Annotated in this window: 12 protein-coding genes and 1 pseudogene; 8 read left to right on the forward strand and 5 right to left on the reverse strand. The window is 68.4% G+C overall.

Annotated features, from left to right (window positions below; translation table 11 throughout):
• Nucleotides 1-46 precede the first annotated feature (46 nt).
• On the forward strand, nucleotides 47-1,165 hold the full coding sequence (locus tag AC5ZH6_RS12730; RefSeq protein ID WP_006370173.1) for a M24 family metallopeptidase: 1,119 nt from the start codon (nucleotides 47-49) through the stop codon (nucleotides 1,163-1,165).
• A gap of 18 nt (nucleotides 1,166-1,183) precedes the next feature.
• Here the strand turns inward: AC5ZH6_RS12730 and AC5ZH6_RS12735 are convergent, their stop codons facing one another.
• Nucleotides 1,184-1,600 carry a PPOX class F420-dependent oxidoreductase gene (locus tag AC5ZH6_RS12735; protein WP_006370174.1) on the reverse strand — a complete coding sequence of 139 codons (417 nt, stop codon included), beginning with the start codon at nucleotides 1,598-1,600 and terminating at the stop codon, nucleotides 1,184-1,186.
• Between the two features lie 86 nt (nucleotides 1,601-1,686).
• Between AC5ZH6_RS12735 and dprE2 the strand changes: the two genes are divergently transcribed.
• Genes dprE2 through AC5ZH6_RS12755 form a run of 4 tightly spaced genes read left to right on the forward strand, consistent with a single transcriptional unit; the run spans nucleotide 1,687 to nucleotide 5,294 of the window.
• On the forward strand, nucleotides 1,687-2,463 hold the full coding sequence (dprE2, locus tag AC5ZH6_RS12740; protein WP_496169093.1) for a decaprenylphospho-beta-D-erythro-pentofuranosid-2-ulose 2-reductase: 777 nt from the start codon (nucleotides 1,687-1,689) through the stop codon (nucleotides 2,461-2,463).
• Nucleotides 2,460-3,743: a precorrin-6y C5,15-methyltransferase (decarboxylating) subunit CbiE gene (cbiE, locus tag AC5ZH6_RS12745; protein ID WP_496169094.1), complete on the forward strand. Its 1,284-nt coding sequence runs from the start codon at nucleotides 2,460-2,462 to the stop codon at nucleotides 3,741-3,743. The genes dprE2 and cbiE overlap by 4 nt, the downstream gene beginning before the upstream one ends.
• The gene (locus tag AC5ZH6_RS12750) at nucleotides 3,740-4,537 is read left to right on the forward strand and encodes a cobalt-precorrin-4/precorrin-4 C(11)-methyltransferase (RefSeq protein WP_020171338.1); all 798 of its coding nucleotides are present in this window, start codon (nucleotides 3,740-3,742) and stop codon (nucleotides 4,535-4,537) included. Before cbiE ends, AC5ZH6_RS12750 begins: the two co-directional genes overlap by 4 nt.
• Nucleotides 4,506-5,294, forward strand: coding sequence for a cobalt-precorrin-6A reductase (locus AC5ZH6_RS12755; RefSeq protein ID WP_496169095.1), 789 nt, complete (start codon nucleotides 4,506-4,508; stop codon nucleotides 5,292-5,294). The genes AC5ZH6_RS12750 and AC5ZH6_RS12755 overlap by 32 nt, the downstream gene beginning before the upstream one ends.
• A gap of 52 nt (nucleotides 5,295-5,346) precedes the next feature.
• Here AC5ZH6_RS12755 and cobJ read toward each other — a convergent pair whose 3' ends face one another.
• Complete coding sequence (gene cobJ / locus AC5ZH6_RS12760) at nucleotides 5,347-6,852, reverse strand: precorrin-3B C(17)-methyltransferase (RefSeq protein WP_035727960.1); 1,506 nt, start codon at nucleotides 6,850-6,852, stop codon at nucleotides 5,347-5,349.
• Nucleotides 6,853-6,910: 58 nt separating this feature from the next.
• A complete protein-coding gene (locus tag AC5ZH6_RS12765; RefSeq protein ID WP_170320202.1) occupies nucleotides 6,911-7,534 on the reverse strand; it encodes a precorrin-8X methylmutase in 624 nt (207 codons plus the stop codon).
• A 122-nt stretch (nucleotides 7,535-7,656) separates the two neighbouring features.
• Between AC5ZH6_RS12765 and AC5ZH6_RS12770 the strand changes: the two genes are divergently transcribed.
• The 3 genes and pseudogenes from AC5ZH6_RS12770 to AC5ZH6_RS12780 all read left to right on the forward strand — a co-directional run.
• Entirely contained in the window at nucleotides 7,657-8,355 is a 699-nt protein-coding gene (locus AC5ZH6_RS12770; protein ID WP_006370182.1) for a thioesterase II family protein, read from the forward strand.
• 534 nt (nucleotides 8,356-8,889) lie between these two features.
• Nucleotides 8,890-10,650: a fatty-acid--AMP ligase gene (locus AC5ZH6_RS12775; RefSeq protein ID WP_496169096.1), complete on the forward strand. Its 1,761-nt coding sequence runs from the start codon at nucleotides 8,890-8,892 to the stop codon at nucleotides 10,648-10,650.
• Nucleotides 10,651-10,733: 83 nt separating this feature from the next.
• Nucleotides 10,734-13,814 (forward strand): annotated as a pseudogene (locus AC5ZH6_RS12780) (type I polyketide synthase); the annotation flags it as partial.
• Nucleotides 13,815-13,838: 24 nt separating this feature from the next.
• On the opposite strand, the gene AC5ZH6_RS12785 reads toward AC5ZH6_RS12780, so the two are convergent.
• Nucleotides 13,839-14,777: an IS3 family transposase gene (locus AC5ZH6_RS12785; protein ID WP_496167630.1), complete on the reverse strand. Its 939-nt coding sequence runs from the start codon at nucleotides 14,775-14,777 to the stop codon at nucleotides 13,839-13,841.
• Complete coding sequence (locus AC5ZH6_RS12790; protein WP_005195137.1) at nucleotides 14,774-15,064, reverse strand: transposase; 291 nt, start codon at nucleotides 15,062-15,064, stop codon at nucleotides 14,774-14,776. The genes AC5ZH6_RS12785 and AC5ZH6_RS12790 overlap by 4 nt, the downstream gene beginning before the upstream one ends.
• Between the last annotated feature and the right edge of the window lie 51 nt (nucleotides 15,065-15,115).

Raw genomic sequence — 15,115 nt, forward strand, 5'->3', positions numbered from 1 at the left:
TGGCGTCGAATCCGTCGCAGCGCCGCGGTCCGCGTAGGCTGCCCGCATGGGAAGCGCTTCGCGATTCGACTCCGATGTGTACCGCACGAGGGTGACCCGCGCGGCCGAACTGGCCGCCGGCGCCGGACTCGACGCCCTGATCGTCTCGCCCGGCCCGGACCTGCGGTACCTGATCGGTTCGCGCGCTGAGACCTTCGAGCGGTTGACGGCGCTGGTGATCGGCGCAGACGGCACCGCACGCCTGGTCGTCGCACGTCTGGAGCTGGCCTCGGTGCGTGAGTCGGCCGCCGACGATCTCGGTATCGAGATCGTCGACTGGGTCGACGGTCAGGACGCCCACGCGCTGGCCCTGGCCGGGTTGCCCGACCACCCACGGCTCGCCGTGTCCGACGCGATGCCCGCCCTGCACCTCGTGCCGATCGCGCAGCGGGTCGCCGCCACCCCCGCCTTGGCCACCGACGTGTTGCGCGAACTGCGAATGATCAAGGACGACGCGGAGATCGAAGCATTGCGCCGGGCCGGCGCGGCCATCGATCGGGTGCATGCGCGCATGGGTGAATGGCTGCGGCCGGGACGCACCGAGAAAGACGTCGCCGACGACATCGCCGCGGCGATCGTCGACGAGGGCCACACCGGGGCGGAGTTCGTCATCGTCGGCTCCGGACCACATGGCGCCGACCCGCACCACGAATACTCCGACCGGGTGATCGAGCCCGACGATGTCGTCGTCATCGACATCGGCGGCCCGGTCGAGCCCGGGTACAACTCCGATTCCACCCGCACCTACTGCTTCACACCCCCGCCGGTCGAGATCGCCGACGCCTACGCCGCCCTGCAGGAGGCCCAGGCGCGTGCGGTGGATTCGGTGCGTCCGGGCGTCACCGCCGAGTCGATCGACGCCGCCGCCCGCGAGCTGCTGCGTGAGCGTGGGCTGGCCGAGAACTTCATCCACCGCACCGGGCACGGCATCGGCCTGTCGGTCCACGAGGAGCCCTACATCGTGGGCGGAAACGATCTGCTACTGCGCCCGGGTATGGCCTTCAGTGTCGAACCGGGAGTGTATTTCGCCGGCCGATGGGGTGCGCGGATCGAGGACATCGTCGTGGTCACCGACGACGGTCACGAAGCACTCAACGTCCGGCCGCACGACCTCGTGGTGCTCTGAGCTCCCGGGGCGGGCGTTTCACCGCTGCGGCTCGGTGCCGAGCAGGGTGCGCGAGCCCATCACGCGTTCGACGCTGACCTCGATGACCACCCGCCGCGGATTCGGCCGGGGTTCGCGGTAGCGCAGGGCGTATCGCTGTTCGGCATCGGTGACCTGCTCGGGTTCGCGACGGATGCTGGCCGGCCCTTCCAGGGTCAGCCAGCGCGGCCCGTCGACGTGGGTGAGCGCCGCGTATCCGCCGCGTTCGACGTTGCGTACCTTCTGGTTGCCGTCGCTGGTGATCACCCGGGCCAGCCCCGCTGCCTCGTCGTAGGTGAATCCCACGGCCGCGACGTGCGGTGTGCCGTCGGCGCGCAGGGTCGCGATGGTCGCGAGGTGGCGCTCGGCGAGAAAGGACAGGGCGTCGGAGCCGAGATCGGCGCGCGTGCGTGGCATGGGTTTCACGGTAGCGACCGTGCGTGGGTGATCGCGCCGGATGCCCGGCACCTCGCGGGCGCCCGCGCGATGCGATACTGCATCCCGTGGCAGACGAGGGTGTGGAGCCCGATCGCGGGACCGTGGTCGTCTTCGGCGGGCGCAGCGAGATCGGTGTGGCGTTGGCCGAGCGGCTGTGTGCCGGCCGGATCGTCGTGCTCGCCGCCCGCCGCCCCGACGATCTCGAACCCCAACGGCAGACCCTGCTCGCGGCGGGAGCGACCGACGTCGTCGCCGTGGCCTTCGACGCCGACAACACCGCGACCCACCCCGCGTTGATCGACACCCTCACCCGCGAGCACGGCCCGATCGGGATCGCGATCGTGGCGTTCGGCATCCTCGGCGATCAGGCGCGCGCCGAAACCGATGTGGCCCACGCCCTGCAGATCGCGCACACCGACTATCTCGCCCAGATCAGTGTGCTGACCCCGCTCGCGACGGCCATGCGCGCCGAGCGCAGCGGGACCATCATCGTCTTCTCCTCGGTCGCCGGGATTCGGGTGCGCCGCGCCAACTACGTGTACGGCTCCACCAAGGCCGGCCTCGACGGCTTCGCCAGCGGTCTTGCGGATGCCTTGCACGGCAGTGGTGTTCGGCTGTTGTTGGCCCGGCCGGGCTTCGTCATCGGCAACATGACGGCGGAGTTGATGGCGCAGGGCACCCGACCCGCACCGCTGTCGGTGACGGCCGACGAGGTCGCCGACGCGGTGGCACGTGCCTACCGCAAGCGACGATCCGAGGTGTGGATACCGGCCCTCCTGCGTCCGCTGTTCGTCGGAATGCGACTGCTGCCGAGAGCGATCTGGCGGCGACTGCCCCGATGAGTGATTCCGTTCCCGCTCAGGACGACTCGACCTTCGTCGTCGTCGGCATCGGTGCCGACGGCTGGGACGGTCTGTCGCCGATCGCGCGGTCCGAACTCACCTCGGCACAGATGATCCTCGGTTCGGCCCGACAACTGGCCCTGCTGCCCGATCTCGGCGTCACGACCGTTGCCTGGTGTTCGCCGATGTCGGAGCATCTCCATGCCGTCCTCACCGGGTCGTCCGCCGAGCTCACGCGGTACGGCGGTCCCGGCGGTACCCGCATCCATCTCCTGGCCAGCGGGGATCCGATGTTCCACGGACTCGGCGCCACCATCGTGGCTGCGGTCGGGGCACACCGCGTGCAGGTGATCCCGACGGTCTCGAGTGCCTCGCTGGCGTGCGCCCGCCTCGGGTGGGATCTCGCGGACGTCGCGGTCGTCAGTGCGGTCACAGCCGACCCGGAGATCGTGCTCACCGAGATCACCGACGCCCGGCGCGTGCTGATACTCGCACGCGACGCCACCACCCCCGTCCGCATCGCCGACCTTCTCGTGGCCCACGGCTTCGGCGCTTCGCCGTTCACCGTGTTGGAGCAGCTGGCCGGGCCTCGCGAGCGGGTGACCAGCGCACGTGCCGACAGCTGGGATCCAGCCACCGTCGTCGACCCACTGAACATCATCGCCGTCGACTGCATCGGCCCACGGTGTTCGACACTGCCGGGTCGCGACGAGAGTGCATTCGAGCACGACGGACAGATCACCAAGTCCGTCATCCGCGCCCTCACCGTGTGCGCGTTGGCACCGTCCTACCGACAAACGTTGTGGGACATCGGTTCCGGCTCCGGCAGCGTGGCGATCGAATGGTTGCGCGCGCAACCAGGCGGTGTGGTGATCGCCTTCGAACGCGACACGGCACGGGCAGAACGACTCCGTACCAACACCCACCGGCACGGTGTGTCGGGACGGGTGACGATTGGTGGTGCCGTACCGGATGCGTTGGTACACGCCCCCATTCCCGATGCGGTATTCATCGGCGGCGGCCTCTCACCGGTGGTGCTCGACACCGCGTGGGCGGCGCTGCGGCCGGGCGGGCGGCTCGTCGCCAACGCGGTGACGATCGAGACACAGGCGATCCTCGCCGACTGGCATCGGATGCGCAGCGACGCCACCGAATCGACCCTACGTCGGGTCGCGGTGGAGACCGCGGCACCACTCGGCGGGTACCTCACCTGGCGCCCGGCACTGCCGATCGTCAGCTGGGCGGGCACCAAGGCGACCGACGGGACGGTGACGTCGTGACCCTGTTCCTGATCGGCGCAGGGCCGGGCGCCGCCGACCTCATCACCGTGCGCGGCGCCCGAATCCTCGGTCGTTGCCGAACCGCCCTGGTGGCCGGATCGCTGGTGCCCGCGGAAATCCTCGCGATGTGTCCGGACGACGCCACGATCATCGACACCGCACGAATGCCGCTGGAGCAGATCATTTCCCACATCGTCGATGCGCATCGCGCCGGCCACGATGTGGCCCGATTGCACTCGGGGGATCTCTCGCTCTACTCGGCCGTGGCCGAACAGGTCGCGCGGGTCCGCGCCGAGGGTATCGATGTCGAATGGGTGCCCGGCGTTCCGGCCTTCGCCGCCGCGGCGTCGGCGCTGCAGAACGAGTTGACCGTTCCCGGGATCGGCCAGAGCCTGCTGGTCACCCGCGTGTCGACGCTGTCGACCGACATGCCGCCCGGCGAAGATCTCACCGACCTCGCCGCGGCGGGCGTGACACTCGCGCTGCATCTCGCCGCCCATCGCGCGCCGCAGATCGTGGAGACGCTGAGCCCCGTCTACGGCAGCGATTGCCCTACTGCCACAGTTGCTTTCGCTTCTCGATCAGATCAGGTGATCATTCGCAGTCGGCTCTCCGACCTCGCCACCGCACTGGCCGACGCGGGGATCACCCGCACCGCGGTGATCTTCGTCGGACGTGTTCTCGATGCCGCCGATCATCCCGACCGGCTCGAGAGTTACCTGTACTCCCACGCTCGGATCACCAAGTTGCGCAACGACTCCCATGGGTATCGGGGACAACCCGATGACCGGTAGCCGACCGCCGGGCCGCGACTGCGTGCTGATTCTCGGCGGTACGGCCGAGGCCCGGGACCTCGCGGCAGACCTGCACCACGACGGTATCGAGATCGTGAGTTCGCTCGCCGGGCGGGTCGCCCGACCCCGCCTGCCCGTCGGCGCGGTCCGCATCGGTGGTTTCGGCGGCGTCGACGGGTTGTCGAGGTGGTTGCAGGACAACCACGTTCGCGCCGTGGTCGACGCGACCCACCCGTTCGCCGCCACGATCACCGCGCACGCCGTCACGGCGTGTGCCGTGACCGACACACCGTTGCTGCGACTTCGACGTGAACCGTGGGTCGCACGCGCGGGTGACCATTGGACGCAGGTGCCCGACATCGGCGCCGCCGCCGTGGCGGTCAGCGGTCACGACGGTCGCATCCTGCTCACCACCGGTCGCCAGGACGCCGACGCCTTCGCCGGGGTCACCGGCGCATGGTTCCTGATCCGGGTGGTCGACCCGCCGACCGGCCGGCTCCCGGCCCATCACGCGATCCTGCGGTCCCGCGGTCCGTATCACCTCGACGCCGAACGGAAACTGCTGCAGGAGAATCAGATCGACACGCTGGTGACCAAGAACAGCGGGGGAGCGTTGACCCGCCCGAAACTCGACGCCGCCGCCGAACTGGGGGTCCGGGTGATCATGGTCGAAAGACCAGCCGAACCGCTGGGTGTCACCGCCGTCGGCGACGTTGTCTCCGCGGCCGCATGGGTCCGGACGCTCACCGACGGATGACATCGGCCGGTTCGCCACCGGGTGCGCCGAGTGCCCGGCGTGCCACCAGCGCTCAGTGACCCGGGTGACTGCGGGGGGTGTAGACGAGATCACCACCGCCACGTCGCACCACCCGGGTCGCCGACGACCCGATGATGATCAGCGTGCGCATGTCGACGACAGCCGGATCGAAGTCGCCGACGGTCGTCACCGTCAGCGACTGCTCGTCGCCGCCGACGTCGCGTCCGAGGACGAGCACCCGATCTGCCGAAACCGATTCGGTCAGGATGTCTTTCAGTGCCGACACCTGCCAGGTTCGACTGCGCGACCCCGGGTTGTAGATGGCGATCACCAGATCGGCGGTCACCGCGCGGCGGATCCGATCGGCGATCACCTCCCATGGTTTGAGCCGATCCGATAGTGAGATCACCGCGAAGTCGTGGCCGAGTGGCGCGCCGACCGCCGCTGCAACCGCGTTGGCCGCGGTCATGCCGGGGACGACCCGCACGGGCACATCGGCCCACCGGGGTTCGGCGGCCACCTCGGACACTGCGGAGGCCATCGCGAACACTCCCGGGTCGCCGGAGGACACCACCACGACTCGGGCGCCTCGGGCCGCGAGATCCAGTGCGAACTCGGCACGTTCGGCCTCGACGCGGTTGTCGCTGGCGTGGATGCGCTGTCCCGGCCGCGGCGACACACGTGCCAGATAGGTCTTGTAGCCGACCAGATCGGTGGCTGCCGCCAGTTCCCGCTCCACCTGCGGGGTGGTCCAATCGTCGGCGCCCGGCCCGAGGCCGACGACCACCACCTCCGCCCGCGGCGGGTCGGGGGCGCCTGCGCGCGGGTTGTTCAAGCGACCCGGCACCACCACCATCGAGAAGTACGGCACCTGCGCGGGGTCGACCTCGGCGACCGGGGCCACCTTCTGTGCGGTGGTGGATGCGCGTTCGACGTACCACGCCTCGTCGAGCCGGCCGGCCGCGCGCAGCGCCTCGCACACCCCGGTGAAGGTCCGGCCGAGTTTGATGACCGCGAAAGCATCGGCGTGCGCGAACAATTCACGCATTCGGGGCACCGGCAGGGTGCCTGGAACGACGGTCAGCGTCTCCTCGGCCTCCACCAGCGGGACCTCGATTGCCGCCGACGCCGCACTCACCGATGTCACGCCCGGGATGATCTCGGTCGGGAACTCGGCGGCCAGGCGCTTGTGCATGTGCATGTAGGAGCTGAAGAACAGCGGGTCGCCCTCTGCGAGCAGGGCCACGTCGCGGCCCGCACGCAGGTGAGAGGCAAGGAGTTCGGCGCTGTCGGTGTAGAAGTCGTCGAGCGCACCACGATAGCCGCCCGGATGGTCGGCGGCTTCGGTGGTCACCGGGTACATCAACCTCTCCTCGATCTGCCCCGGACGCAGATACGGCTCGGCGACACCGCGGGCGATACTGCGCCCGTGGCGTGCGCAGTGATAGGCCACGACCTCGGCCGAACCGATCACCCGAGCGGCCTTGACCGTCATCAGTTCGCTGTCACCGGGTCCCAGTCCGACTCCCCAGAGTTTGCCGAGGCGCCGCGACGACATCGATTGTGATGACACAGATTGTGATGACACAGATTGTTCTGAACCCATGGTCGACGCCTCATTCCTCCGGGCTGGCCAGTGCGTTGATGGCGGCAGCGGTGATCGCGGACCCGCCCCGGCGGCCGGTGACCGTGATGAACTCGAGGTCGGCGCGGGCGGCCAGCTCGGCGCACGATTCGGCGGCCCCGACGAAGCCGACGGGCGCACCGACGATCGCCGCCGGCCGCGGCGCCCCGGCGTCGATCATCTCCAACAACGCGAACAGTGCGGTCGGGGCGTTTCCGATCGCGACGACGGCGCCGTCGAGGACCGGTTTCCAGAGTTCCAGTGCCGCAGCGGTTCTGGTGGTACCCATGCGTTCGGCCAACTCCGGCACCGCGGGATCGTGGAGATGGCATCGGATCTCGTTGTCCGCGGGAAGACGACGCCGTGTGATCCCGCTCGCGACCATCGTGGCATCACAGAGAATCGGCGCGCCGTCGGTCAGGGCATTCCGTGCGGCGCGCACCACGCCCTCGGTGGCCACCACGTCGCGTGTGAGATCGGTCTGTCCGCAGGCATGGATCATCCGCACGACGACACCGGCCACGTCGGGAGCGAACGCGGACAGGTCGGACTCGGCACGGATGATCGCGAACGATCGACGATAGATGGAGGCGCCATCACGCAGGTACTCGGTCATGATGTCCGTCAGCCTATCGGCAGCGCCGTCGGGACCGATCATCTGCTCGGTGCGCCAACTCGGTCCCGCCGGCGGTGATCGTCGCGGACCCGCGTGCCCTGTGAGGCGCTATCGTATGCGGCGTGACCGCGCCTACGCTGTACATCTTCCCGCACGCCGGCGGCTCCGCGGCCTTCTACGTGCCCTTCGCACGGACCTTCACCACCGATATCGGACGGGTGGCGGTCCAGTACCCGGGAAAGAACGGAAGCCAAGACCTGGCCGCCTTCACCGGTATCGACGCCCTCGCCGACACCGTGCTGAGCAAACTGCCGGCCTTCGGCCCGGACACGCGCGTGGCGTTCTTCGGCCACTCCATGGGGGCCTTGGTCGCCTTCGAGACCGCCCGCCGCCTCGAACAGCGCGGGGTGCAGATCGAGGCGCTGTTCGTCTCCGCATGCGCCGCACCCGGCCGCAGTGGGTACGAATACATCCCGGAGTCCGATCGTGGACTGCTCGACGCGGTCTCGGCGATGACCGGACTCGACCCCGCGATGCTGCAGGACGAGGCCTTCTCGTCACGGATTCTGCCGACCCTGCGCGGATTCAAGGCGATCACGGCCTACGAATGCCCGCCGGAGGTGACGCTGGCGTGTCCCATTCACGCGTATCACGCCGACAACGACGAGGTCGCCACCGCAGAGAAGGTTGCTCCGTGGGAGCAACGGACCTCGGCCGAATTCACCATGCGTGAGTTCCCCGGCCACCACTTCTATCTGTCCGAGCACCTCGCCGACGTGGCAGCCGACATCGAGCGCCGCCTGTCCGCCACCAAGGACTGACGCCGACCCCGGGCACGACCCGGGTGACCCGCGCCCGTCGTTCCGCCACGAATTCACATCGACATTCCTCACCGAATTTCGGGGCTGTTTGAATTCAGAAACAACGCCAATTCATTTCTGGAAAAACGCTGTCGACTTTCCGTGAATTTCGCGGATTCGGTGAATTCTCGACGTAAATTCGGTGCAAAGGCATGAATCGGACCGGTGAAGTCGGATTCGGCGGAGTTTCCCTCAATCCCACTGTGACACCTGGCAGTAAAGTCGTGTGGGACGCCCTCGGACACCGTTCTTCACAGTCAGTGCATGTATCGTCGGCTCACGAGAGAGTTGCTGTGATTGAACGACGATCGCGACAGCGTGAACACCTCACGCGTCGTGATAACCGTCGAATCGACGCACGTGCTCACTCGAAACGCCTCCTTGGGAGGGGAGGCTCGACAGACATCGTTGCGATGCACCCTGCGGTGGTTGGTGGCCGCCACATCGCGCATACAGACACACATTTCGCCGTCGGGGGGAAAGTGACGGACAGCAGTGAACAGTCGAGGGAGAGCACGACCCTCGCTGCAGGACACCATCCCTGGGATTCTGCGCGCTCGCGCAGCTGACCAGCCCGATGCCGCAGCATTCACCTTCATCGACTACGACGTCGATCCGGCCGGCTTCTCCGAAACGCTGACGTGGGCCGAGCTGTACGACCGCGTACGCGTCGTCGCCGCCGAACTCGGTCGGCACGGCGCGCCCGGGGACCGGGCGGCGATCCTGAGTCCGCAGAGCCTCGACTACATCGTCGCGTTCCTCGGAGCGCTCGAGGCTGGTTTCATCGTTGTGCCGCTGTCGGTTCCGATGTTCGGAGCCCACCACGACGAGCGCATCAGTTCGGCTCTGGCCGACTGCACGCCGGCGGTCGTCTTCGCGACCACGACCGTCATCGACGAGATCCTGCCCTACACGCAGAGCGTGCCCGGTGTGACGCCTGCGGTCGTCGAAATCGACGCCCTCGACTACCACACACCTGTCGCCGCCGCCGGCAGCCAGGTCGGCCGGGACCGAACCGCCGTACTGCAGTACACCTCGGGGTCGACGAGTTCGCCTCGGGGCGTGATGGTTTCGCACAAGAACGTGGTCATCAACCTCGACCAGCTCATCTCCGACATGTTCGCTCATCACGGCGGCTGGCCCGATCGTGACTCGACGCTCGTGTCGTGGCTGCCGTTTTACCACGACATGGGATTGCTCCTGGGGATCTGCGGTGGCGTGATGGCGGGTCTGCACACCGTCGACATCAGTCCGATGGCGTTCCTGCAGAAACCGTCCCGCTGGATTCAGGTGATGGCCGGTCATCCCAAGTCGTTCACCTCTGCGCCGAACTTCGCCTACGAGCTCGCCGCCCGCCGGACCTCCGCCGACGACCTGGCCGGTCTGGACCTCTCCCAGGTGACCGGATTCATGTGCGGAGCCGAGCGCGTCCACGATGCCACGGTGCGCCGATTCGTCGACCGATTCACCCCGGATGGTCTGCCGGAGAACATCGTCCGGCCTGCGTACGGATTGGCCGAGGCGACGCTGTATGTCTCCGCGCTCGTTCCGGGTACTCCGGCTGTGGGCGTGCGGTTCGACTTCGAGAAGCTGGCGAAGGGCTACGCGCTGCGGTGCGGCGAAGGGCAGGACGGCGCGGTGTTGATGAGTCACGGACCCCAGCGTTCGGTGACCTACCGCATCGTCGACCCCGATACCCGTGAGGAGAACCCCGCCGACCGCATCGGCGAGATCTGGGTGCACGGCGAGAACGTGCCCGCGGGGTACTGGCGCAATCCCGAACGCACCGAGGCGACGTTCGGCGGCTGGATCGAGAATCCGCGTTCGGACACCCCGGCCGGACCATGGTTGCGCACCGGCGATCTCGGGGTCGTGTCCGAGGGCGAGCTGTTCATCACCGGTCGCATCAAGGATCTGCTCATCATCGACGGCCGCAATCACTATCCCGACGACATCGAGGGCACGGTCACCGAGCTGACCCGGGGCCGCGTGGCGGCAGTGTCGGTACCCGGTGAGCACGCCGAGGAACTCGTCGTGATCGCCGAGGTGAAGGATCGCGGAGAGCCGGTCGACCTCGACGAGTTGCGGGCGGCGGTGGTGGCGACGATCTCCGGTCGACACGGCGTGCGCGCGGCCGACGTGGTCTTCGTCGCGCCCGGCTCGATTCCGATCACCACCAGCGGCAAGACCCGGCGCGCCGCCGCCGGCGAGACCTATCGGACCGGCGGATTCGCCCGCCTGGACGGCCACCGGTGACCCCAGGGGATCGCGCCGATCGGGGCGAGGACGATCGTGCCGAACGGCAACTGCGTGACTGGCTCGTCGACCGGCTCGTCCTGATGGGCTGCGACCCCGACGGGGTCGACGTCGACATCCCGTTCCACGATCTCGGCGTGGGGTCCCGCGACGCGGTGGTCCTCGCCGGCGAACTCGCCGAATACCTCGGCCGGCCGGTGTCGCCGGTCGATCTCTGGGAGCACCCGAGCGTCGCAGCGCTGGCACGCTTCGCGCTCGGCCGAGACACCGGGTCGGCGGCCACCGATTCGGCGCCGGCAGCCCGGAACCCCGACACCGACGCGCGCCCCGTCACCGACACCGATGATCTGATCGCCGTCGTCGGGGTGGGCTGTCGGTTCCCCGGCGGCATCCTTGGCCCGCAACAGTATTGGGATTTCCTGCTCGCCGAGGGCGATGCGATCGGCCACGTCGATCCGCAACGATGGGAGTCGTTCGCCGACGGCACCGCCGAGACCGACGCGGCGCTGGCGCGCACCACCACCTGGGGCGGATTCCTCAACAACATCGATGCCTTCGACGCCGAGTTCTTCGACATCTCGCCCAGCGAGGCCGACAAGATGGACCCCCAGCAGCGGCTGCTGCTGGAGGTCTCGCACGAGGCGCTGGAGAACGCCGGAATCCCTGCGGAATCGTTGCGGCACAGCCAGACCGGGGTGTTCGTCGGCGCATGCGCTGGGGAGTACGGCTTCCTGGCCACCGCCGACCTCGCCGAGGTCGACAACTGGTCGGGGACCGGCGGCGCGCTGTCGGTCATCGCCAACCGCGTGTCCTATCACTACGATCTGCGTGGTCCGTCGATCACCGTCGACACCGCATGTTCGTCGTCGCTGGTCGCGATCCACCTCGCGGTGGCGAGTCTGCGCTCGGGTGAGTCGTCGACGGCGCTCGCCGCAGGTGTCAATGTCATGCTCTCCCCGGCGATCACGCGCAGCTTCGACCGCAACGACGCCATGTCGCCGAGCGGGCGGTGCCACTCGTTCGACGCCGCCGCCGACGGCTACGTCCGCTCCGAGGGATGCGGCGTCGTGGTACTCAAACGTCTTGCCGACGCCCGCCGCGACGGCGACCACGTCCTCGCGGTGGTGCGGGGGAGTGCCATCAACTCCGACGGTCATTCCAACGGGCTGATGGCGCCCAATCCGTCGGCGCAGATGGCCGTGCTGCGGGCCGCCTACATCTCCGCGGGCATCGGGGCGCGCGAGGTGGATTACGTCGAGGCACACGGCACCGGCACCCTGCTCGGAGATCCCATCGAGGCGCGGGCCCTCGGCGCGGTCGCCGGTCGGGGACGCCCCGCCGACGACCCGCTGTTGATCGGCGCGGTGAAATCGAATCTCGGTCACCTCGAGGCCGCGGCCGGCATCGCCGGTTTCCTGAAGGTCGCCTTGGCCCTCGAGAAGGGTTGCCTCCCGGCGACTCCGGGCTTCTCAGAACCGAATCCACACATCGACTTCGACAACCTGCGCCTGAAGGTGGTGGCCGAAACGACACCGTGGCCCACGACGGGCAGGCCTCGTCGCGGCGGGGTGTCGGCCTTCGGTTTCGGCGGTACCAATGCCCATCTCGTCCTCGAGCAGGCGCCGGAGCCCGAAGCCCTCACCGGACCGGCGGCCGAGAGCATGGACAGCACCGGCCGATCACCGAAGTCCCCGATCGCGACCCTGGTGGTGGCAGGTAGATCTCGCGAGCGCATCGCGACCACGGCCGGCGCTCTCGCCGACTGGCTCGACGGAGACGGTGCCGCGGTGCCGCTCGCCGAGGTCGTCGATGGTCTCGATCACCACCGTGATCGCGCACGCGCCTTCGCGACCGTCGTCGCGACCGACCATGCCGCGGCGATCACCGGGTTGCGGGCGCTCGCCGACGGGGTGAGCGCACCCGGTGTCGTCGCCGCCCACGAGCAGCCGTGTCGCCCCGGGACGGTGTTCGTCTACTCCGGCCAGGGATCGCAGTGGGTCGGGATGGCGCGTGGTCTGCTGGCCCATGACCCGGCCTTCGCCGACGCGCTCGAGGAGATCGAACCGGACTTCGTCGAGCAGGTCGGATTCTCGCTCATCGAGGTCGTCCGGTCCGGTGCCCCGGTCACCGGGATCGACCGCATCCAGCCGGTCCTCACCGGCCTCCAGCTCACCCTGACGCGACTGTGGCGCGCCCACGGCATCGTCCCCGACGCCGTCATCGGCCACTCGATGGGTGAGGCGGCAGCGGCCGTCGTCGCCGGCGCGCTCAGCGTGGCCGACGGCCTGAAGGTCATCGCCACACGGTCGCGCCTCATGCGGCGGCTCGCCGGACAAGGCGCCATGGCGCTCATCGAACTCGACGCCCCTTCCGCCCACGAACTCGTCGCGGGCTTTCCCGGCGTGACCGTCGCGGTGCTGGCCTCACCGAGGCAATGCGTCATCGCCGGCCCCCCGGAACAGGTGGATGCCGTCGTCGATCGGGTGGCGGCGCAGGATCGTCTCGCCCGGCGGGTCGAGGTCGACGTCGCCTCCCACCACCCGATCATCGATCCCGTGCTGCCCGATCTGCGTGCGGCACTGGCCGATCTGAGCCCCCGGCGTCCCCACCTGCCGCTGCTCAGCACCACGCTCGACACCGGAGAACCCACCTTCGACGCCGACTACTGGTGTGCGAATCTGCGCAATCCCGTCCGGTTCGCGTCGGCGGTGGCCCGGGCGGGCGTCGACCACGGAGTCTTCGTGGAGGTCAGCCCGCACCCGTTGCTGACCCACGCGATCGACGAGACCCTCGCCGACATCCATCATCACGCCGTCCCCACACTCCTGCGTGATGCAGACGAGGTGATGACCTTCCACACCCATCTGAACATCGCACGCACCGATCGCCGCCACATCCCGGCACCAGCTCCGTTCGGTCCGCATCCGCAACTGCCGACGACGCCGTGGCATCACTCCCGGCACTGGTTCGCCACCCGTGCCCGTTCCTCGCGGTCGCGTGCGGCGAGCGCCGAACTCACCCCACGACCGGGCACCCTGCTCGGCGAGCACATCGCGGTCGGAGACACCACCCACCTCTGGCGTGCCGACCTCACGCCCGCGGCGCTGCCGTACCCGGGACATCACCTGCTGCACGGACTCGAGGTGGTCCCCGTCTCTGTGGTTCCCCCGGAATCGTGGAGGACTCCTCTATGCGGCTTCGGGCTCGGTGACTGCGGTGTTCTCGTAGTCGACCGGACTCATCATCCCGATCGCGCTGTGGCGACGCTGGTGATTGTAGAAGCCGTAGCACCACTCCAACACGACCGCCTGCGCCTCCATGATAGTATGGAACTCGTTGCGTGACAACACTTCCCACTCCAAAGAAGAGAAGAATGCCTCCGCTGCGGCGTTGTCGAAACACGATCCGACCCGGCCCATCGACTGCCGGATACCCATCTTCTGGCACAGCCTGGTGAACCGTCTCGCGGTGTACGTCGACCCACGATCGGTGTGGAAAATCAGCTTCTGCGCATCGTCATCACGCCATATCGCCTGCATACCGCCCCGCGTGGCGACCCCCATCTCGATCGCCGCACACGCCAACGCTGCATCCGGGTGACGACTGGTGGCCGCCCCCAGCAGGCGGCGACTGTAGAGGTCGATGACCGTGGCCAGATACAGCTTGCCCGCCGCGGTCGGGATCTCGGTGATGTCGCCGACCCACCGCTGATCGGGGCACTGTGCGGTGAAATCGCGACCCAACAAATCGGGGAACTTCGGGGCGGTCTTGTCCTGACGGGTCAGCCCGTTGCGCCGGCGGATCCGCCGCGCGACCAGGCCCTGACGACACATCGAATCAGCGACAGTCTTCTCGGTCACCGTCCACCCGTCAGCACGCAGATCCGCATGCAGGCGCGGTGACCCGTGCAGGCCGCGGGCCTTGTCGAACGCCACCGCCACGGCCCGGTCGATGGTGTCCCGGCGATAGTCGCGGGTGGTGTGCAAACCCGTTGCCGCACCCGGCGATTGGGTCCGCTTATGCCATTTGTAGAACCACGCCTCGCTGACCCCGAGCAGCCGGCAGGACACCGCGTGTGGCACCCGATAGTTGGTCCTCTGGTCGGCGATAAAGCGTGCCACGCTCACTTCGTCGCCTCCTTCACCCACAGGACCACTGATCGCTTGAGGACATCACGCTCCATGCGCAGCTCGGCGACCTCGTCACGCAACCGTTTGAGCTCAGCAGCGTCATCAACGGTCAGCTCGCCGCGGCCCTCCCGCTCGGCGCGCGCCCGGTTGACCCAGTTACCCAAGGTGCCCTCGTTGACCCCCAGGTCTCGAGCGACCTGGGCGATCGGCTTACCTGTCTCCTCGACGATCCGGACCGCCCCATCACGAAACTCCCGGTCGTACTTCTTCCGCTTCTCTGGCATCGTGCTCCTCATTATCGATGCCTCTACGGTTCGGGGGGAACCTCACTCGGT

This window comes from Gordonia sp. YC-XJ4, from assembly GCF_059511865.1.